17 protein-coding genes and 2 tRNA genes are annotated in these 19,316 nt (G+C 60.4%); 12 read left to right on the forward strand and 7 right to left on the reverse strand.

Annotated elements, in window-relative coordinates; translation table 11 throughout:
- The first annotated feature begins 6 nt into the window (after positions 1–6).
- The 3 genes from EDC14_RS20015 (at position 7) to EDC14_RS20025 (ending at position 3,590) form a co-directional block, all read left to right on the forward strand.
- Entirely contained in the window at positions 7–1,479 is a 1,473-nt protein-coding gene (locus tag EDC14_RS20015; protein ID WP_132016097.1) for a proton-conducting transporter transmembrane domain-containing protein, read from the forward strand.
- A complete protein-coding gene (locus tag EDC14_RS20020; RefSeq protein WP_132016098.1) occupies positions 1,476–3,047 on the forward strand; it encodes a hydrogenase large subunit in 1,572 nt (523 codons plus the stop codon). Before EDC14_RS20015 ends, EDC14_RS20020 begins: the two co-directional genes overlap by 4 nt.
- Positions 3,048–3,119: 72 nt before the next feature.
- A complete protein-coding gene (locus EDC14_RS20025; protein ID WP_132016099.1) occupies positions 3,120–3,590 on the forward strand; it encodes an NADH-quinone oxidoreductase subunit B family protein in 471 nt (156 codons plus the stop codon).
- A 79-nt stretch (positions 3,591–3,669) separates the two neighbouring features.
- Here the strand turns inward: EDC14_RS20025 and EDC14_RS20030 are convergent, their stop codons facing one another.
- A complete protein-coding gene (locus EDC14_RS20030; RefSeq protein ID WP_132016100.1) occupies positions 3,670–3,900 on the reverse strand; it encodes a hypothetical protein in 231 nt (76 codons plus the stop codon).
- A gap of 106 nt (positions 3,901–4,006) precedes the next feature.
- Here EDC14_RS20030 and EDC14_RS20035 point away from each other — a divergent pair, with 106 nt between their 5' ends.
- From EDC14_RS20035 to EDC14_RS20045, 4 genes are all read left to right on the forward strand, one after another.
- Positions 4,007–4,312: a nucleotidyltransferase family protein gene (locus EDC14_RS20035; protein ID WP_132016101.1), complete on the forward strand. Its 306-nt coding sequence runs from the start codon at positions 4,007–4,009 to the stop codon at positions 4,310–4,312.
- Entirely contained in the window at positions 4,305–4,451 is a 147-nt protein-coding gene (locus EDC14_RS27400) for a hypothetical protein (protein ID WP_243663041.1), read from the forward strand. The genes EDC14_RS20035 and EDC14_RS27400 overlap by 8 nt, the downstream gene beginning before the upstream one ends.
- Entirely contained in the window at positions 4,448–4,675 is a 228-nt protein-coding gene (locus EDC14_RS27405) for a HepT-like ribonuclease domain-containing protein (RefSeq protein ID WP_243663042.1), read from the forward strand. Before EDC14_RS27400 ends, EDC14_RS27405 begins: the two co-directional genes overlap by 4 nt.
- Before the next feature lie 187 nt (positions 4,676–4,862).
- The gene (locus EDC14_RS20045; protein ID WP_132016102.1) at positions 4,863–6,134 is read left to right on the forward strand and encodes a multidrug effflux MFS transporter; all 1,272 of its coding nucleotides are present in this window, start codon (positions 4,863–4,865) and stop codon (positions 6,132–6,134) included.
- 42 nt (positions 6,135–6,176) lie between these two features.
- Here EDC14_RS20045 and EDC14_RS20050 read toward each other — a convergent pair whose 3' ends face one another.
- From EDC14_RS20050 to EDC14_RS20075, 6 genes are all read right to left on the reverse strand, one after another.
- Entirely contained in the window at positions 6,177–7,247 is a 1,071-nt protein-coding gene (locus EDC14_RS20050) for an HD-GYP domain-containing protein (RefSeq protein ID WP_132016103.1), read from the reverse strand.
- A gap of 141 nt (positions 7,248–7,388) precedes the next feature.
- Complete coding sequence (locus EDC14_RS20055; protein WP_132016134.1) at positions 7,389–7,889, reverse strand: GNAT family N-acetyltransferase; 501 nt, start codon at positions 7,887–7,889, stop codon at positions 7,389–7,391.
- A gap of 39 nt (positions 7,890–7,928) precedes the next feature.
- Complete coding sequence (locus tag EDC14_RS20060) at positions 7,929–9,041, reverse strand: dipeptide epimerase (protein WP_132016104.1); 1,113 nt, start codon at positions 9,039–9,041, stop codon at positions 7,929–7,931.
- A 15-nt stretch (positions 9,042–9,056) separates the two neighbouring features.
- Positions 9,057–9,848, reverse strand: a complete 792-nt coding sequence (locus EDC14_RS20065) for a serine hydrolase (protein ID WP_132016105.1) — start codon at positions 9,846–9,848, stop codon at positions 9,057–9,059.
- 190 nt (positions 9,849–10,038) lie between these two features.
- Positions 10,039–11,571: an ABC transporter substrate-binding protein gene (locus EDC14_RS20070; protein WP_132016106.1), complete on the reverse strand. Its 1,533-nt coding sequence runs from the start codon at positions 11,569–11,571 to the stop codon at positions 10,039–10,041.
- Positions 11,572–11,742: 171 nt separating this feature from the next.
- Positions 11,743–13,275 (reverse strand): ABC transporter substrate-binding protein, encoded by a 1,533-nt coding sequence (locus tag EDC14_RS20075; RefSeq protein ID WP_243663043.1) that lies wholly within the window; start codon positions 13,273–13,275, stop codon positions 11,743–11,745.
- A 450-nt stretch (positions 13,276–13,725) separates the two neighbouring features.
- Between EDC14_RS20075 and EDC14_RS20080 the strand changes: the two genes are divergently transcribed.
- The 5 genes from EDC14_RS20080 to EDC14_RS20100 all read left to right on the forward strand — a co-directional run bounded on the left by EDC14_RS20080 (position 13,726) and on the right by EDC14_RS20100 (position 19,313).
- A complete protein-coding gene (locus EDC14_RS20080) occupies positions 13,726–14,994 on the forward strand; it encodes a glycosyltransferase family 4 protein (protein ID WP_132016107.1) in 1,269 nt (422 codons plus the stop codon).
- 102 nt (positions 14,995–15,096) lie between these two features.
- Positions 15,097–17,586, forward strand: a complete 2,490-nt coding sequence (locus EDC14_RS20085; RefSeq protein WP_132016108.1) for a sugar phosphate nucleotidyltransferase — start codon at positions 15,097–15,099, stop codon at positions 17,584–17,586.
- Positions 17,587–17,991: 405 nt separating this feature from the next.
- A tRNA-Ser gene (locus EDC14_RS20090) sits at positions 17,992–18,079 on the forward strand.
- 39 nt (positions 18,080–18,118) lie between these two features.
- A tRNA-Ser gene (locus EDC14_RS20095) sits at positions 18,119–18,210 on the forward strand.
- A 413-nt stretch (positions 18,211–18,623) separates the two neighbouring features.
- Complete coding sequence (locus EDC14_RS20100) at positions 18,624–19,313, forward strand: DUF1538 domain-containing protein (protein ID WP_341540178.1); 690 nt, start codon at positions 18,624–18,626, stop codon at positions 19,311–19,313.
- Positions 19,314–19,316 lie beyond the last annotated feature (3 nt).

The following is a 19,316-nucleotide window of genomic DNA, read 5'->3' on the forward strand; positions in this document are numbered from 1 at the left end:
AGGGATATGGAGATGGGGCTTTTCATTCTGGCGCCGGTGGTCCTGGCGGCCGCCGCTTTTGTGAAACAACGCTGGCTGTTGCATGTCACGGCTGCGGTCCATCTGCTGCTGGCGGTGCAGGCCGGCCTGGCGGCGGCGCGGATCGCCCGGGTGAAGGTCTGGGCCGAGGGCTTCTGGTATCTGGACAGTCTCAGCGCGCTCTTTCTACTGGTGGTGGCAGTGGTTTCCCTGGTGATCAGCCTCTTCGCCGTGGGCTATTACAGCCGGGAATGGCGGCGGGGCGAGCTGTCCGGCCGGCGCCTGGCGGAGTATCTTTTCTGGTATAACCTGCTGCTGGCTGCGATGTACCTGGTGGTGCTCACGGCCAATCTCGGCATCCTGTGGGTGGCGGTCGAGGCGACCACCGTCACCTCGGTGCTGCTGGTGGGGTTCGAAGCCAAACGGGCCGCCACCGAGGCCGCCTGGAAGTACCTCCTGATCTGTTCGGTGGGGATCATCTTCGCCTTGCTGGGGATCATGTTCCTCTACTTCGCGGCGCTGCCCGCGCTGGGGACCGCGGGCGGGGGAGCGGCGCTGGACTGGAGCCAGCTGGCCGCCTTGGCGGCGCGGCTGGATCCGGGCCTGGCCAAGCTGGCCTTCATCTTCATCCTGATCGGCTTCGGCACCAAGGTCGGTTTCGCGCCGCTCCATACCTGGCTGCCCGACGCGCACAGCCAGGCGCCGACCCCGGTCAGCGCCGTACTTTCGGGAGTCTTGCTGAACTGCGCCTTATACGGAATCATCCGGGTGGCTTCGATCATCCGGGCCGGTACGGGCGGCGGTTTCGTGGATCAGTTTTTGACCTTCTTCGGCCTGTTTTCCATCGCCGCGGTGATCCCCTTTATCCTGATCCAATACGATCTGAAACGGCTGTTGGCCTATTCCAGCGTTGAAAACATGGGAATCATCGCCTTTGGCCTGGGCTTGGGCGGCAAATGGGCGGTGATCGGCAGCCTGTTGCAGATGGCCAACCATGCCCTGACCAAGTCCAGCCTGTTTTTGAGCGCCGGCGAGGTGGTCCAGGTCTTCGGGAGCAAACGGCTGCACCGGATGAAGGGCCTGATGGCGGCGGCGCCGGGGCTGGGGACGGTTTTTTACGCCGGTCTGCTGGCGATCACCGGTTTCCCGCCTTTCGCCATCTTCTTCAGCAAACTGACTATCGTTTACGGCGGGTTGCAGCGGGGCAGCTACGGCCCGAGCCTGCTCTTCCTGCTGCTGCTGTTGGTCATCTGCGGCGGCCTGTTTTATTATTTCAGCCGGATCCTGCAGGGAACGCCGTCTCCCAAACGATTCTTGACGCCGCGCAAGGAGAACTGGGCCACGGTGCTGGTTCTCGGCCTGCCGCTCGGGATCATGCTGGCGCTGGGATTTTACCAGCCGCCGGTCTGGCGGGCGCTGATCGGCGAAGCAGCCCGGATCATCGGAGGGAAGATGCCATGACGATGGAGGAATTAACGCCGGTTTTCGCCGGATGGAACGCCGCCGGAGGAGCGGTCCGGCCGGGCGAATTCCAGTATCAGATTGCCCCCGCGCAGCTGCCCGAATTGGCCCGGCTGCTGGCGGGGAAGGCTTCGCTCCTGGGGATGCTGGCCCTGGATGAACGGGCGGTCGACGGCAATTACCGCATTCTTCAGCTATTCGGGTTGGAGGGCGGACAGGTGTTGACGGTCAGCGCGCCGGTGCCGGAGGATCAACCGGTTTTTCCGAGCGTGACGCCTTTTTTGCCGGCGGCCCACTGGTATGAGCGGGAGATCGGCGATCTTTTCGGAGTGCGGCCCATCGGCCACCCCGATCCGCGCCGCCTGGTGATCCACCGCGGCTGGCCCAAGGGCAGCCATCCCTTGCGCAAGGATTACCAGCCCGCCACCGCGGTCAAGGCCTCCGGGTACGAAGGAAACTTCTCCTATCAGCAGGTGAAAGGGAACGGGGTTCACCAGGTGCCGGTGGGGCCGATTCACGCCGGGATCATCGAGCCGGGCCATTTCCGTTTCCATGTGGTGGGCGAGAGCGTTCTGGAACTGGACGCGCGCCTTTTCTACACCCACCGCGGCATTGAGAAGCTGGCCGAGGGGCGGGCTTGGCCGGAATTGTTGCCGCTGGCCGAACGGCTCTGCGGCGTCTGCACAGTCTCGCACTCTTTCTCGCTGGCGCTGGCGCTGGAGCGCTTGACCGGGATCGCGCCGCCGCGCCGCGCCTCCTATCTCCGGGTGGTCCTGGCCGAGCTGGAGCGGGTCTACAACCACTTGAACGACATCAGCGCCATCTGCGCCGGAGTCGGCCTGGCCCTGGGCACGCAGCGGGCCGCCGAATTCAAAGAAGCGGCCCTGGAACTGAACCGGGCGCTCACCGGCCACCGCTATCTGCGCGGCGCGGTGATTCCGGGCGGCGTCCGCCAGGACCTGGACCCCGCCCAGCTGACCATGGTCGAAGTCTTTCTGGAGCAGTTGGAGGGGGACCTGGCCGGGCTGTGGGAGGCGGTCTCCGGCAGCGATGTCTTTTTGGATCGGATGCAGCGGACCGGCGTGCTGACGCTGGAGAACGCGCTGGCGCTGGGGGCGGTGGGACCCGCCGCCCGGGCCAGCGGGGTCCGGGCCGATACCCGGGTGGATCAGCCCTATGCCGCCTATCCCCAGCTCCAGCTGGAGGTGCCGGTGGAGACGGACGGGGATGTCTACAGCCGTTTCGCCATCCGCTTCGCCGAGATCCGAGGGAGCCTGAGCCTGATCCGCCAGGCGCTGGCCGATCTGCCGGAAGGGCCGGTGGCGGTGGAGCTGCCGGCGCTGTTGCCCCCGGGGGCGCAGGCCTTCGGAATCACCGAGTCGGCGCGCGGTTCCAACCTGCACTGGCTGAAGACCGACAGCGGGGGCCGGATCTTCCGGTACGCGGTCCGCTCGGCCTCCTTTCCCAATTGGCCGGCCTTGGCGACCGCGGTGCCGGGCAACATCATTCCCGATTTTCCGCTCATCAATAAGAGCTTTGAACTTTGTTACGCCTGTCTGGACCGCTGATCGATCCGCATCACTCTCGCGGTCCGGGGTTCGTTAACGTCATTATGCAATGCACTGAGGCAGGGGTAGGTCATGATCAAATTATTGGTACAGAATCTCACGGAGCGGCTGAGGTGCCGCAAGATCGCCGGGGAGCGGTGGGGGCGTTCGCTCCAGATCCGCCATCTGGACTGCGGCTCGTGTAATGGTTGCGATTTTGAGTTGGCGGCGCTGCTCAATCCGGTCTATGACATCCAGCGGTTCGGCCTGGACTTTGTGGCCTCGCCGCGCCATGCCGACGTGCTGGCGGTCACCGGCGTGGTCACCCGCAATTTGGAAGAAGCGGCCCACGCCACCTACGAGGCGGCCCCCGAGCCCAAGCTGGTGGTGGCGGTGGGCGACTGCGCCTGCGACGGCGGGGTCTTCCGGGACGGCTACGCGGTGGTCGGTCCGGCCGAGGCGGTGCTGCCGGTGGATTTGAAGATCCCGGGCTGTCCGCCGGATCCGGAGACGATCCTTGCGGCCCTGCTGGAGCTGGACCTGGCAGCGGCGCGGCGGAAATAGGCGGACCGGGGTCTTTTGGATTCCCCATTCCCCGGCAGCCGGGGGGTTCCTCTCCCGCCACGGGAAGACCTTCGCTCACCTAAGCAAGATCTTCATTCCCAAAAGCAACTGTGGCGACGACTGCCGCAGTTGCTTCTTTCACAAAAGGAAGACCTTCGCTCACCCAAGTAAGATCTTCATTCCCAAAAGCAACTGTGGCGACGACTGCCGCAGTTGCTTCTTTCACAAAAGGAAGGCCTTCACTCACCCAAGCAAGATCTTCATTCCCAAAAGCAACTCCCGGAACGGGGGAAGACGCTCCTGGAATCATCGAAGCGGCTCTTTTGGCGGCAGATGATCGAAAGGGAGTTTCAGGCGCTTTGTTTTTTGACTGCGATCGCGTATAATAATAGTGAGTAGGGGAATGGAGGCGCGGCATGGCTCAAACGGAACTTCGCCGTGATTCGGCACTCGCCGTTTTGCGAAAATATAAGCAGGATTTCCAAAGCCGGTATGGCGTGACTCGTATTGGCTTCTTCGGTTCGGTGGCGCGGGATGAAGCGGACGCCGAAAGCGATGTCGATGTCGTCGTGGAGATGGAAAAGCCTGATCTTTTTTATATGGTGCATATCCAGCAGACATTAGCGCAAGAGTTTCAAAGACCGGTCGATCTCGTCCGTTTCCGGGATTCCATGAATTCGTTTTTAAAAGAGCGAATCCGCGCGGAGGCTGTCTATGGATGATCAGGAGACGGTCAGGGAGATCCTGTCGCAAATGCTGGAAGCTTTGCAACGTATTGAACGCCGCTTTGCGCCGATTCAATCTCCAAACGTTTTTTTCAGTCGGATGATGGAATCGACCGTTTGGATGCTATTTGCATGATGCTGATTGCGGTGGGGGAAAGTTTAAAATATCTTGATAAAATGACTCAGGGTAAGTTGCTTGCGGCCTATCCCGATGTTGACTGGAAGGGTGCCAAAGGGATTCGGGATATCATGAGTCATCATTATTTTGATATCGACGCTGAAATTGTATTTTGGGTATGCCAAGATAAGGTGCCGTTGCTGGTCAGGACGGTTTTCCGGATGCAAGCGGACCTTGGATAAGATGATAGAGCGCCTTTGGGCGTTTTTTTTATTGGCGGGACCGGACTCGCAAGAACCCATTCCGGTGGCTGACCGTTAACGTAAACGGCCTGGAATTTTGGGCCGGGATGTGATATCCTGGTAAACAATATGACAGCCGCGCCGGGATGGCGCGCCGATTCCATGGTAAAGGAATGAAACTCTCCCGATGAACCGACTCAATCCTGAGGCCGCGATTCGCTCCGGGCCAGCGCCGCGGCCGTCCGTCCTGTGGATGGCCCTGATCCTGGGAGCGCTCTCGGCCTTCGGGCCGTTGTCCATCGACATGTACCTGCCGGCCCTGCCCAAGCTGGCCGGGGCGCTGAAGGCCAGCGCCTCCCAGGCGCAGCTCAGCCTGACCGCCTGCCTGCTGGGGATCGCCCTCGGCCAGATCTTCGTGGGCCCCGTCAGTGATGTGCGGGGCCGCCGCGGACCGCTGCTGATCGGCTTGGCGACCTATGCCGCCACCGCGCTGGCGTGCGTCTTCGCTCCGAACATCGAAATCTTCCTGCCGCTCCGTTTCATTCAGGGCCTGGCGGGCGCGGCGGGGATCGTGATCGCCCGGGCGGCGGTCCGCGACCTCTATGACGGCCCGGAATTGACCCGCTTTTATTCCCTGCTGATGCTGGTGAACGGGGTGGCGCCGATTCTGGCGCCGGTCCTGGGCGGACTGATTTTGCAGGTCTCCTCCTGGCGCGGCGTTTTCGCGGTCTTGACCGCGGTGGGCGCCGCCATGCTGCTGGCGGTGCTGTTCGGCCTGGCGGAAACTTTGCCGCGGGCGCGCCGCTCAAGCGGCGGGGTCAAAAATACCTTGCTCACCTTCGGCCGCCTGGTTAGGAACCGCAGTTTCATGGGCTACGCACTGAGCCAGGGCTTCGTTTCGGCGGCGATGTTCGCCTATATCGCGGGGTCGCCCTTTGTGGTCCAGGAGATCTTTGGCCTCTCGCCGCAGCTTTTCAGTTTGATCTTCGCCATCAACGGCCTGGGAATCATCGTGGCCGGCCAGATCACCGGCAGGCTGGCGGGCCGGGTCACCGAGCGCAAACTGTTGGTCGCCGGGCTGACCATGGCCCTGGCGGGCGGACTGTGCCTGCTGGCGATGATCATCAGCGGCGGCGGACTGCTCAGTATCCTGGTGCCTTTATTCTTCGTGGTTTCCAGCGTCGGAATCGTCGGCACCAGCAGCTTCTCCCTGGCCATGCAGGAACAGGCCCACGCCGCGGGCAGCGCGGCGGCCTTGTTGGGATTGTTGTCTTTCGTATTGGGAGGGTTCATGGCGCCGCTGGTCGGGATCGCCGGCAGCCGGAACGCCCTTCCCATGGGCATCACCATCGCGGCGGCGGAAGGCGCGGCGGTCCTGTCCTATCTCTGCCTGGCCAGGGAAACGTCGGCGACTGGAGCGAAACTGCGGCTGAAGTTGAAACGGGATTCCCGGGGTTGATCCAGAGGCGCCGCCCGGGCGGCGGAGCCAAAAAAGCGCGGTTTATTTGCAGATTCCGGTGATGAAGGTATGGGAATGTTTTTGCAGGTCGAATTCGAACGGCAGCAGCAGCGGCGTTCCCTCGGTATCGGTCAGGATCTTCAGCAGCGGACGCAAGGGCATGGCCTCGTTGGGATCGAGCACCACCGCCACTTCGTTGGAGTTGAGCAGCACCTGGCATCCTTTGGGGTAGATCGCGATATTCTTCAGGAAGACCTTGGCGATCTCCGAATCGATCTGGGAATTGGAGATGCAGAGCAGATATTCGGCGGCCTCGTGCGGCAGGATCCGTTTGGAGTGGGCCCGGTCGGAGGTCAAGGCGTCATAGATGTCGGCCACCGCGACCACCTTGGCCAGCGGGGAGATGGCCGCGCCGCTCAGCCCGCCGGGGTAGCCGCTGCCGTCGCAGCGTTCGTGGTGTTGCAGCACGATCTTGGCCACTTCCGGCCGGATCCCGGCGATATTTTGAACCATCTCATAACCGTAGCGGGCGTGTTTTTGGGCTTCCGCGAATTCCGCCACGGTCAGAGGACCTTGCTTCAATAAGATCTTATCCGGTATCCGGGTCTTTCCGACATCGTGCAGCAGCGCGCCGAGCGCCAGGGTGACCATGACCTCGGCCGGCCAATTCAGCGCCTTGGCCGCGATCAGGCTGTAGATGCAGACATCCAGTGAGTGGGCGTAGTAATAGTCGCAGATGCCGCGGAATCCGGTCAACAGCAGCATGGAATGGGGATGACTGCGGACCGCCTCGAGGATCCGTTCGGCGACGGGGAAGATCGCTTCCAGGGGCGGCGGCGTGTTTTTCTTGAAGCCATCGATGATCTCGCTGACCGCCTCGTAGGACTCGGTATAAAATCGTTCCACCGGATTGGTGAGGATCTCTTCGTAATAGGCTTTATCGGCGAAGACTGTCACCCGCGAGACGCCCCGGTCCTTCATATGCTCCACATAGCTCGGCTTGATCATCATCCCTTTGGACAACAGAAGACTGCCGTCGCAAAAGAGGTTTTTGCCGACGATCATGCCGGGTTTAATATCCTGGATATCCAGGTCAAAGCAGATCTTTTTCATCAGAGATGGCTCGCTTCGTCCGTTATTCCCCAAACCTTAATTTGGAATTATTATAACATAATTTTTTTACATTGGGATTAAATTTGTTTGAAAAGCCCGTGAGATTCGGGGCTGGTTTTCCGAAAACCGCCGGAGCCGGGATCAATCCTCCCGCAGCCGTTTTTCAAAGCAGACCGATTGGGGACGGCCGACGTACCCGCCGTAATTGGGGATCCGGCGGTAGCCCCGGCGTTCATAAAAAGCCACCGCGCGTTGGTTGACCAGGCCGGTCTCCAGCCACAGGGCGGCATAGCCCAGGCCGCGGGCCTGCTCCTCCAGATGGGCCAGGATGGCGCTGCCCACGCCCTTGGTGCCGGGCCGGGCGTACATCCGCTTGACCTCGGCAATTCCGGCGGCTTCATCCAGCGGGCGGATGGCCCCGCAACCGAGCGGCGCGCCCTCGGGAGCACGGGCGATCACAAAGCGGCCGCGCGGCCCGGCTACGTCCTCCGGCTTGAAGGAATTCCGGCCACCGTCGCCGGTGATGGCCTCCAGGATCGCCGACAATTCCGCCATCAATTGCAGGGCTTCAGGCGAGGCCGGGTCGGCCGCGACGATGACCAGCGGCCGACCCGGAGAGCCCGCCCCTCCGAAAGTTTGCATCTCCATCATGGCATTCTCCGGTGCCAGTTTCAGTTGGCCTTACATTTTCCCCGGCGCCGGCCGTTCCGTAAAACCGGGGCAAAGGGCGGCGTCAAAGCCCAGTCCGGGCTCATCGGTCAGGGTGATCCGGTGCTCGTCGAAGCGCGCTCCGCCGGGCAGCGGATCGGTGGCGCAGAGCGAGGGTCCGTCCAGATCGAGGCGGGTGATGACTGGCTTGGCGGCCGCCAGATGCGCGGCTGCGGTGACGCTGATCTTGGCCTCCAGCATGCAGCCCATCATGCATTCGACCCCGTAGACCTCGGCCATGGCGCAGATCTGCAGCGCGTGGCGAATGCCCCCGGTCTTCATCAGTTTGATATTGATCAGATCGGCCGCCCGCAACTGCATGATTTTGACCGCGTCCAGCGGCGAATAGGCGCTTTCGTCGGCCAGCACCGGGATGGTCACATGGTCGGTGACGAACTTGAGGCCCTCCAGATCGTGGGCTGGGACCGGCTGTTCCACCAGCTCAATCTCGAGGCCCCGGTCCTCCAGCCGCTGCAGGATGCGGACGGCCTCCTTGGGCTGCCAGCCTTGATTGGCATCCAGCCGCAGCTTGATATCATTGCCGACCGCCTGGCGGATGAGGCTCATCCGTTCGATATCCAGGGCCGGGTCTTTGCCGACCTTGATCTTCAGGGTGTCGTAGCCGAGCTGCACCGCTGCGACGCTGTCCCGGGCCATCTGTTCCGGATCGTTGACGCTGATGGTGATATCGGTGCTCAGTTGCCGGCGGTAGCCGCCGAGCAACTGGTAGAGCGGAGCCCGGTACAGCTGGCCGTAAAGATCGTAGAGCGCGATATCCACCGCTGCCTTGGCGCTGCTGTTTTTGACCAGGCAATGGTCCAGCTTTTCGAAGATCGCCTCGATGTTTTCGATCGCCATGCCCTTCAGTTGGGGGGCGATCACTTCCTCGATCGCCCAGACTATGGAGCCGATGGTGTCGCCGGTGATGACCGCGGTCGGCGCGGCCTCGCCCAGTCCCACCTGGCCGGTGTCGGTGACGATGCGCACAATGACGTCGTCGATGGCGTTCACGGTGCGCAACGCGGTTTTGAACGGCCTTTTCAACGGTGCCGCCAGACGGCCCGTCTCAATCGCTACAATTTTCAAGGATGAATCCTCCTTTTATCCGCAAATGTCCTGCGCCGCAAAATAGTCATAGACCGCCCTGGAAGCCCGGCCGATGGCCAGCCGGGCGTCGCGATTGGCGGGAGCATCCCAGACCAGCATCACGAAGAGGTAGTCCCGGCCCTCCAGGTAGACGATGCCGGCCTCGTGATCGATCTGCTCCAATTCGCCGGTTTTGTGGGCGACCACCGTCTCGTCCGGCAGCTGCAGCATCATCATGCTCGTATCCAGTTGCTGCTTCATGATCTCCAGCATCCGGGCGCTGCTCGGCGCATCGACCAGTTCTTCCCGGTAGAGCAGTTCGAGGAGCCGGGCCATATCCGCCGCGCAGGTGAAATTCTCCCGGCCCGCCCGGCGGGCGGTGCCGTCCATCATCTTGCGCTGCAGCAGCGTCGCGGAGAGCCCGAGGCCGGCCAGGAAACGGTTGACCTTCTCCATGCCGGCCAGGTCGATGAGGAGGTTGGCGGCGGTGTTGTCGCTTTGGACGATCATCAGGGTGATCAAGTCTTGCAGCGAATAATCGTTGCCGGTCTCTAACAGGGTCAGGATGCTGAAAGGCACCTTATCCTCTTGTTTGACCCTGATGCGCCGCGTCAGTGAATAGGAGCCGGCCTGGGCCTGGCGCAGCACTTCGGCCATGATCGGCAGCTTGATCAGGCTGGCCGAAGGGACCCGCTGCCGCTCGTTCCAAAGGGCGGTCTCGTCGGTCCGCAGATTTTTGATCACGAAGCCGCATTTCATTGCGGTTGGATCAATGGCTTGCAAAATAAGCTCGGTAAGCGTAAGCATGGAGTCACCTCGAACCACGCGGGGTGGGATTGATATTGACAGGATGCCTTCCTGTCCAAATGATTCTATCGGCTCATGGCGGCGCGAAGGGCACTGCCGTGGGCGGGTAGAATCATTTGAGTCAGGCCGTGGGAAAAAGGGGATGCATTCGCTGCATCCCCGCCACCGGCTTTCGGTTTACTTTATCACTTTACTTAGAGACCTTATCCAACCAGGATACCCCCACGGGATGAAGCCTGAACCCTTTGACATTCGGACGGTAAGCGGCCATATCCAGGGAATGGCTGACGAACACCCAGGGGGCCTCTTCGATCAATAGCTTTTGCAGGTCCTGGTATATCTTGACCCGGGCCTTCGGATCGAGCGTCGCGGTGCCCTTTTTCAAAATCTCATCCACCTTGGGATTGGAATACTTGGAATGATTCAAGCCGGATTCAATCTGATTGCTGTCGAACAGGGATAGGAAATTGTCGGGGTCGCCGTTGTCGCCGATCCAGCCGTAGAAATAGGCGTCGCCCTCGGTGGCGTTGAATACCGCGCTTTTATATTCGCTCCACGGATAAACCTTGATGTTGGTCTTCACGCCGATCTTCAGCAGCTCGGCCTGGACGGCCTCGGCCAGCTTCTGGCCGTTCACCGGATTGTAGGAACGGGCCACCGAGTAGGTGAGGATCGTGAAACTGAGGTTCGATGCCCCGGCCTCGGCCAATAACTTCTTGGCCTGCTCCTGGTTGAAGGAGAGGGGCTTCAGTTTCGGGTCGTAGCCCGGGATGAAGCTCGGCAACGGCCCATTGGCGGTCTGAGCGTATCCCTGGTAGAGATATTTCACGATTGCGTCGCGGTTGATGGCCATCGAAACCGCCCGGCGAATCCGGGGGTCGTTGAAAGGCTTTTTATGACAGAAGAAACCCATGTAGTTGATGTTCATGCCCGGATTCTTGACGACCTTGAGGCCGCTGGACTCCAGCTTCTTGACGTCATTGGGGTCCACCCCGTCGATGATGTCCACCGCGCCGGTCAAAAGCTCGCTGGAGCGCACCGAGTTTTCTTTGGTGGTTTTGTAAATCACCTTGTCGACCAGGGCTTTCTTGCCCCAGTATTTATCGTTCTTGACCAGGACGATCTGTTGATCGCGGTCCCACTTGTCAAACTTGAAGGGTCCAGTTCCCACCGGGTGCTGGTTGGAATCGGCGCCGTACTTCTTCACCGCGGCCGGGCTGACGATCGGCGCGGCGAAGGACATCGCCAAATTGGCCAGGAATGGCGCGTAGGGTTTGTTCAGGGTGAATTTGACGGTATACGGGCCGACGACTTCGACCTTTTTGACCGGCTCGAACGTAAAGGAAGCATAGGGCATGTCGCTGGTGGCGTTCGGCGGCAGTTGCCGTTCCACGCTGAATTTGACCGCCTCCGCGTTGAAGGGCGTACCGTCGTGGAAGGTGACGCCGCGGCGGAGGTTGAAGGTCCATACCAGGCCGTCGGAGCTTTGGGTCCAGGAAGTGGCCAGGCAGGGCTGGATCTCGGTGCTGCCCGGCTTGTATTTGACCAGGTTTTCATAGATATTGACCATGATCTTGGCCGATTCCAGCTCCTCGTTATAGGCCGGATCGAGGCCCCGCGGGTCCGCCGTTTTGGCGTACACCAAGATTTTCGGGGCCGCGGCCGCGCCGACAGCCGCGAAGGCTAGGAATAATACCAGGGTAAGCAATAGAAATTTCCGCATCCCATTTCCTCCTCAAAATTAAACTATCTTATTCATTGTAGGCATTCGGCCAGCTTATCGATAACGCCAGCCCGTTTTTCCCGAAACGATCTGGCGCATTCGGGATACCCGTAAAATGATTATATCAACTCACGATGCCGGAAACAATACTCGGTAACCTCGGGCGCCGGTTTATTTGGAGACCTGATCCAGCCAGGAGACTCCGACCGGATGGAGCTTGAATCCTTTCACGTTCGGCCGGTAGGCCGCCATGTCCAGGGAATGGCTGATGAACACCCAGGGGGCGTCTTGAACCAGGATTTTTTGCAGGTCTTGATAGATCTTGACCCGGGCTTTGGGATCCAGCGTCAGCGTTCCTTTCTTTAATAACTGGTCCACTTTGGGGTTGGAATACTTGGATGAGTTCAGGCTGGAATCGATCTGGCCGCTGTCGAAGAGCGACAGGAAGTTATCGGCGTCGCCGTTGTCGCCGATCCAGCCGTAGAAGCAGGCGTCGCCCTCCTCGGCTTTGAATACCGCGTCTTTATACTCGCTCCACGGATAGACCTTGATGTTGGTCCTTACACCGATCTTTAGCAGATCGGCCTGGATGGCCTCGGCCAGTTTCTGGCCGTTCACCGGGTTATAGGAACGGGCCACCGCGTAGGTGAGGAACGTGAAGCTGAGGTTGGGGACCCCGGCTTCGGCCAGCATTTTTTTGGCCTGCTCGGGGTTGTAGGCCAGCGGCTTCAGGCTGGGATCATAACCCGGAATGAAGCTCGGCAGCGGGCCGTTGGCAGTCTGGGAGTAGCCTTGATACAGGTATTTGACGATCTTGTCGCGGTCGATCGCCATCGAGATGGCGCGGCGGACCCGCGGATCATTGAAGGGTTTGCGATGGCAGAAGAAGCTCAGGTAGTTGATGTTCATGCCCGGATTCTTGATGACCTTCAGGCCGCTGGACTCCAGTTTCTTCACATCGTTGGGATCGACGCCGTCGATGATGTCCACCGCGCCGGTCATCAGCTCGCTGGCGCGGACCGAACTTTCCTTGGTGGTCTTGTAGATCACCTTGTCGACCAGCGCCTTCTTGCCCCAGTATTTGGCGTTCTTGACCAGTACGATCTGCTGGTCGCGGTCCCACCTCTCGAACTTGAAAGGCCCGGTTCCCACCGGATGGAAGTTGAAATCGGCGCCGTATTTCTTTACCGCCGCCGGGCTGACGATCGGAGCCGCCAGGGCCATCGCCAGATTGGCCAGGAACGGCGCATACGGCTTTTTCAGAGTGAAGCGGACGGTGTAAGGGTCGATGGCTTCGACCTTTTTCACCGGTTCAAAGGTGAAGGAGGCATAGGGCATATCGTCGGTGGCGTTGGGCGGCAATTGCCGTTCCACGCTGAATTTAACCGCCTCCGCGTTGAAGGGGGTCCCATCGTGGAAGGTGACTCCTTTGCGGAGCTTAAAGGTCCAGACCGTGCCGTCGGGACTCTGCGTCCAGGAGGTGGCGAGGCAGGGCTGGAGGTCGGTGCTGCCCGGCTTGTACTTCACCAGGTTTTCATAGACATTGACAATGATCTTCCCCGACTCGGCATCCTCGACATAAGCCGGGTCCAGGCCCCGGGGATCGGCCGCTTTGGCATACACCAAAATCTTCGGCGCCGCCGCGGTGGCGACAGCCGAGAAGGCCACCATCAGCACCAGAGCAAGTAAGAATACTCTACGCAAGCAAAATAACCTCCTTTATTTTTGGATAGGCTTCTGATTCCTATCTTGGTTCGCCGCATTTATGACATAAAGTTGACTATTGTTGCGGTTGGAAAGAGTGGCCGGTTTTGTTACACGAAAAGATATGACATAAAAACAATTAGTAGTTGGTTTCAATTTACCACTTCCCAGCCACGAAGTCAATCAACTTAACATTAAGTTGACATATGGAAGGCGTTCCGTGGCAGAACCGAGTGAAGCGGAATCCGCTCTGGTCGGCCGTTGGTAACGGAGGAAATTATGTTTAATGTCTGGTCCGCCAGGACAAACTAAGCCGGTGGTTCAGTGGGATTTGAATTTTGGAAAATCGTTAAAGCATCGCGGTTTTCCAAAAATTTCTTTCGATGATTGAACCACTGGAATAGCAAGGCCGTTCGACGGCTCGCAAAGATAAGGGGTAGAGGTGATGAGATGCGGATATTGATGTTGAGTTGGGAGTTTCCGCCCAAAGTAATCGGGGGCATCGCCCGTCACGTGGACGACCTCTCCCGGGCGCTGGCCCGGCAGGGAGAGGATGTTCATGTGATCACCTGCGGGGTGCAGGGAGCGCCGTATTACGAACTGTACCATGGCGTCAAGGTACATCGCGTCGGAATGCATAATCCGGAGACGCCCGACTTTTTGACCTGGGTTTTGCAGCTCAATTTGAACATGGTGGAGGAGGCCAACCGCTTAATCGAGGACGGTTGGAGTTTCGACGTGATCCATGCCCACGATTGGCTGGCGGCCTATGCCGGCAAGAATCTGAAGCATTCCCGCCAGGCGCCGCTGGTCGCGACGATTCACGCCACGGAGTACGGCCGGAACAACGGGCTCCATAATGAGCTGCAACGGTATATCAGCAATGTGGAATGGTGGCTGGGGTATGAGGCCTGGCGGGTGATCTGCTGCAGCCAGTACATGCGCGAGGAATTGCGCCGGGTCTTTCAGTTGCCCGACGACAAGGTGCGGATCATTCCTAACGGAGTCTATCTCAAGGATTTTGTGGGTACCACCATGGACCCGGCCAGGATTCGCGACCGCTATTGCGCCTCGGATGAGAAAATGATCTTCCATATCGGCCGGATCGTCCGGGAAAAAGGCCTGGGCGTCCTGCTGGAAGCGCTGCCGCGGATCCTGGAGACCGAGCCCAAGACGAAACTGGTGATCGCCGGAAAAGGGCCTTATCTGGATGAATTGAAGCACCGCGCCTATCAGCTCGGCGTCTTCAACCGGGTTTATTTCACCGGATTCATCGATGACAACACCCGCAACGCCCTCTTTCAATGCGCCGATGTGGCGGTCTTCCCCAGCCTTTATGAGCCTTTCGGCATCGTGGCGCTGGAAGGAATGGCCGCCGGAGTCCCGGTGGTGGTCTCCGATACCGGAGGAATGCAGGAGATTATCCATCACGGTGTGAACGGCCTGAAAGCCTACACCGACAACCCGGTCTCCCTGGCGGATAACATCCTCTGGGCGCTGAGTCATCCCGATCACGGCCAAAAGATGGTGAAACGGGCCCGGGAGGATGTCCGCACCATCTACAGCTGGGAGAAGATCGCCATGCAGACCGCGGCCGTCTACAGCCAAGTGCTGGAGGAGCACAGCCATTCCAACTGGCGCGGTTCCTATCAGGATGCCCCGGGCCGCTTTGAACAGCGGGATGTCCGGAGCTTCGGCCGTTACCAGAATGTGCAATGAACGCCGCAGCCGGTATCGCGGCCCCGGCGGCTTGGGATCCGGGGTTCGCGGCGAACCGTGGGATCGGCATAACAACCGCAACCGAAACAGGGAGGAAGTCTTTTGAAAGCAGTCATCATGGCCGGCGGGAAGGGAACCCGGCTCCGGCCGCTCACTTGCAACAAACCCAAACCGATGGTTCCCATCGCCAACCGGCCGATGATGGAGCACATCATCTATCTCCTGCGCAAGCACGGTTTCGCTGAAGTCCTGGTGACCCTCTTTTATCTGCCCGAGGCGGTCGAGAATTATTTCGGGGACGGCCGGGAGTTCGGGCTGGCGATGCGCTATTTCGTGGAGGAGAAGCCGCTGGGCACGGCCGGCTCGGTCCGGAACGCGGCCGCCGATCTGACCGAGACCTTCTTGGTCATCAGCGGCGACGCGCTGACCGACATCGACCTGACGGCGGCGCTCCGTTTTCACCGCGAGCGGGGCGCGACCGCCACCATCATCCTGACCAAGGTGGAGAACCCGCTCGAATACGGGGTGGTCATCACCGACCCGCGGGGCGCGATCCAGCGGTTCCTGGAGAAGCCAGGCTGGGGCGAGGTCTTCAGCGACACCGTGAATACCGGCATCTATATTTTGGAGCCCAAGATCTTCAATTATTTCGAGCCGGGCCAGGAGTTCGATTTCAGCAAGAACCTCTTCCCGATGCTGTTGGCCCAGGGAGAACCGCTCTACGGCTATGTGGCGGACGGCTACTGGTCGGACATCGGCAATCTCGAGCAATACCGCCAGGCCCATTACGACGTCTTGAACGATCGGGTCAAGGTCTCCATCCCCGGCCGGGAGATCAAGCCCGGGCTGTGGGTCGGCGAAGGGGTGGAGATTGACCCGGGGGCGAGCGTGGCCACGCCGGTCCTAATCGGCGATTACTCCCGGGTGAAGCCGGGGGCGGAGATCGGCGCCTATTCGGTGCTGGGCGATTACGGCATCATTCAGGAAGGGGCCAGCGTCAAGCGGGGCATCCTTTGGAACCATTGCTACCTGGGGAGCTATTCCGAGGTGCGCGGCGCCACGCTCTGTCATCATGTTTATTTGAAGGGAAAGAACGCGGTCTATGAAGGGGCGGTGCTCGGCGAAGGCGTCGAGTTGGGCCTGAAGGCGGTGGTCCGGCCCGAGGTGAAGGTCTGGCCCAACAAGATCCTGGACAGCGGGAGCGTGCTCAATGACAGCCTGATCTGGGCCAAAAAATCAGCCAAGAGCCTCTTCGGCGCCTCGGGGATCAGCGGCACGGTCAATCAGGAGATCACGCCCGAGGTCGGCGCCAAGCTGGGCGCGGTCTTTGGCGCCTATTTGAAACCCGGCGCCCAGGTTACGGTCAGTTCCGACAACTTCCGGGCCTCGCGGGTGCTCAAACGGGCGCTGGTCTCCGGAGTCCTGGCGGCGGGGGTCAATGCCTACGACCTCGGGACCCTGCCGACGCCGGCGGCCCGTTACGCGCTGGTGGCGCTGGGCGCCCGGGGCGGGCTGCACCTGCGGATCGATCCCCGGGATCCCGAGGGGATCCTGATCCAATTCATAGACGAGCGGGGCCTGAATGTCGCCAAAAGCGTCGAACGGGCGCTGGAAAACGCCTTCGCCAGCGAGGATTTTCCGCGCAGCCCGGCCGGGGCCATGGGCGAGCTGACCTTCGTGCCGCAGCTGGTCCAGCCGTACCTCCAGGGCCTCATCGGGCCGGAGGCGCAAAAAATGATCGCCGCCTCGCGGCTGAAGGTGGTGACCAGCTACGACCAGGGCAGTCTGACATTGCTGCTGCCGGCGCTGCTGGAGGAGTTGCAGTGCAAGGTGATCCACGCCGGGACCGAGGAGGAGGGGGCGGAGCTTCCAGCCCGGCCGCGCACCCTCCAGGAATTGCTGGGCGCCATCAGCCGGGTCGGGACAGCGGTCCGCGAGCACCAGGCCGATCTGGGCGTGATCGTCGACAACAACGCCGAGCGGTTGATCCTCCTGGACGAGCACGGCGAGATCCTCAAGGAAGAGCAGCTGGTGGCGCTGCTGTCGCTGCTGGTGCTGAAGTACCACCCGGCGGCGGCGCTGCCGGTACCGATGACCGCGCCGCAATTCATCGAGGATCTGGCCCGCGAGTACCATGGCCGGGTGATCCGGACCAAGGTCAATCCGCGTTCGCTCATGGAGCAGCTGGCCCAGGAGCGGCTCTTCCCCACCGGCCAGGGCGACGGGGCGTTCCTGCCGCAGTTTGACGCCTTGTTTACCCTGGTCAGAGTATTGGAACTGCTGGCCCGGGAACGGGTGAGCCTGGCCGGGGCCAAGGCGCTCATCCCCCAGGTGCAGCGGGGTTACGCCGAGGTCGATTGCCCCTGGGAAGAGAAGGGGCGGATCATGCGCAACTTGTATGAGGAGCAGAAGGAGCGGCCTTTGGAGATGACCGACGGTTTGAAGGTCTACCACGACGGCGGTTGGGCCCTGGTATTGCCCGACGCCGAGGAGCCGATCTTCCGGATCTATTCCGAAGCCGGGACCGGCGAGGAAGCGGACGCCTTGACCCAATACTATATGAGCCGCATCAACGAGCTGCAATTGAGTTAGGGACGAGGGGGACGACCGGAAAAACGGCGGTCCGGGGGCGGTTGCCGCCCGTAGCCGGGCCGCCGCTGCCCCACTTGAGGGGAGCGCCGCCCCGGACGAGGCGACGGGGACTCCTTCCCGGGCCGGCGTGGCCCGCGGTAGGGCGGCGGTTCTCCGTCGCCGGGCGGCAGCCGCCCCGATCCGGGCCGGTATGGCCCGGCCCCGGGCAATTGCCGCGGCCCGCCGGGGGAGATCCGCCCGGGGCCTGAGGCAGTTGCCCGGGAATGGAAAAGTTCCGGTAAATATCGCCAGAGGGGGTCCGGAAGGGTCAAACGCCCGCCGGCATTGCGGCCGGCCGGCCGCGCCTTTTGCTTGACAGGGCGGGGTCCGGTGTGTTATGATAGTTCATGCATTCGGAGCGAACTCGGAGGAGTGTCCGAGTGGTTTAAGGAGGCGGTCTTGAAAACCGTTGTATCGCAAGGTACCGGGGGTTCGAATCCCTCCTCCTCCGCCAGACGTACGCCATCTGAATCGCTCAAGTGTTCAACCTTACGGAGAGGTACCCAAGCAGGTTGAAGGGGACGGTTTGCTAAACCGTTAGTAGGAGTAATCCTAGCGAGGGTTCGAATCCCTCTCTCTCCGCCATCATTTCAATTATAACCGGGGTTTCGCGAAACGCGAAACCCTTTTTTATTTTCCAAGTCTTGCACCCCAAAAACCGCCTGTCAAAGAAACTGCAAAGAATCCTCCGCGGGCGAATTCGTTCCGCTGCCCAAACCCCGCTCATTGCCCTAACGTACGGTTGGCCGGCGCCATTGAAAGCTCCTGAACCCGGATAACGGCGGCAAATCACGCTTACCCCATCTTTTTGATGAAAAATCTTCCTTATTTAGGAACGGAGGTGGCGATTTCTCAAACGGGTAGGAGATACCCGAAGCCATGGCGAAAACATTCCTGAAACAATTTTTAATAAAACCGGACGATGTTCGCTGGGAAGGAGGGAGACAAATGGCTAGAATCGCGGAGAATACGTAAAATAAAAAATGGAGGTGCTGACGGTGAATTTCAAAGAAACGGCAATGGAAGTGATTTATGCGATAATCCCTATTGTGGCGATCGTAATCCTGTTACAGCTGACAATAGGCAGGCTTCCAATGGAAGTCTTCACCCGGTTTCTTGGCGGAGCGGTACTGATAGTCATCGGATTAATCCTTTTTTTCATAGGCGTCAAAATCGGTTTTTTACCGATGGGCGAGATGTTGGGCGCGGCGATCGTCGCCCGGGGCAAGCTGTGGTTGATCTTGACCTTGGGCTTTGTGATCGGTTTCGTTCTCACCATTGCCGAGCCGGATGTACAGGTCCTGGCGATGCAGGTGGCCCAAGTCTCCGAAGGCGCCATCCCGAAAAACTTGTTGATAGCCTTTGTAGCGCTGGGGGTGGCGATTTTTGTGTCCCTGGCGCTGTTGAGGGTGTCGCTGAACATTCCGCTCATTTATTTGCTGACCGGCGGCTATCTTCTCACTTTTGCGCTGGCGGCGTTCACTCCGCCGCAATTTCTGGCGGTCGCTTTCGACGCCGGCGGGGTGACCACGGGCCCGATGACCGTCCCCGTCATCCTGGCGTTGGGCGTGGGCGCGGTGGCCGGTTTGGGCAAAAGAAGCTCCACCCAGGATAGTTTCGGCTGGATCGGATTGGCCTCGCTGGGGCCGATTCTGGCGGTGCTGTTATTGGGGGTGATGTTTCAATGATCC

This window comes from Hydrogenispora ethanolica (genome assembly GCF_004340685.1).
In the GTDB taxonomy this organism is placed as follows: domain Bacteria; phylum Bacillota; class UBA4882; order UBA8346; family UBA8346; genus Hydrogenispora; species Hydrogenispora ethanolica.

Excerpts from the sequence above, each read along its gene's own strand:
- EDC14_RS20035 (WP_132016101.1), top strand. The coding sequence starts at position 4,007 with ATGGCTCAAACGGAACTTCGCCGTGATTCGGCACTCGCCGTTTTGCGA.
- EDC14_RS20050 (WP_132016103.1), bottom strand. The coding sequence starts at position 7,247 with ATGAAAAAGATCTGCTTTGACCTGGATATCCAGGATATTAAACCCGGC.
- EDC14_RS20070 (WP_132016106.1), bottom strand. The coding sequence starts at position 11,571 with ATGCGGAAATTTCTATTGCTTACCCTGGTATTATTCCTAGCCTTCGCG.
- EDC14_RS20080 (WP_132016107.1), top strand. The coding sequence starts at position 13,726 with ATGCGGATATTGATGTTGAGTTGGGAGTTTCCGCCCAAAGTAATCGGG.
- EDC14_RS20065 (WP_132016105.1), bottom strand. The coding sequence starts at position 9,848 with ATGCTTACGCTTACCGAGCTTATTTTGCAAGCCATTGATCCAACCGCA.
- EDC14_RS20055 (WP_132016134.1), bottom strand. The coding sequence starts at position 7,889 with ATGCAAACTTTCGGAGGGGCGGGCTCTCCGGGTCGGCCGCTGGTCATC.
- EDC14_RS20015 (WP_132016097.1), top strand. The coding sequence starts at position 7 with ATGGAGATGGGGCTTTTCATTCTGGCGCCGGTGGTCCTGGCGGCCGCC.
- EDC14_RS20020 (WP_132016098.1), top strand. The coding sequence starts at position 1,476 with ATGACGATGGAGGAATTAACGCCGGTTTTCGCCGGATGGAACGCCGCC.
- EDC14_RS27400 (WP_243663041.1), top strand. The coding sequence starts at position 4,305 with ATGGATGATCAGGAGACGGTCAGGGAGATCCTGTCGCAAATGCTGGAA.
- EDC14_RS20025 (WP_132016099.1), top strand. The coding sequence starts at position 3,120 with ATGATCAAATTATTGGTACAGAATCTCACGGAGCGGCTGAGGTGCCGC.
- EDC14_RS20045 (WP_132016102.1), top strand. The coding sequence starts at position 4,863 with ATGAACCGACTCAATCCTGAGGCCGCGATTCGCTCCGGGCCAGCGCCG.
- EDC14_RS20030 (WP_132016100.1), bottom strand. The coding sequence starts at position 3,900 with ATGATTCCAGGAGCGTCTTCCCCCGTTCCGGGAGTTGCTTTTGGGAAT.
- EDC14_RS27405 (WP_243663042.1), top strand. The coding sequence starts at position 4,448 with ATGATGCTGATTGCGGTGGGGGAAAGTTTAAAATATCTTGATAAAATG.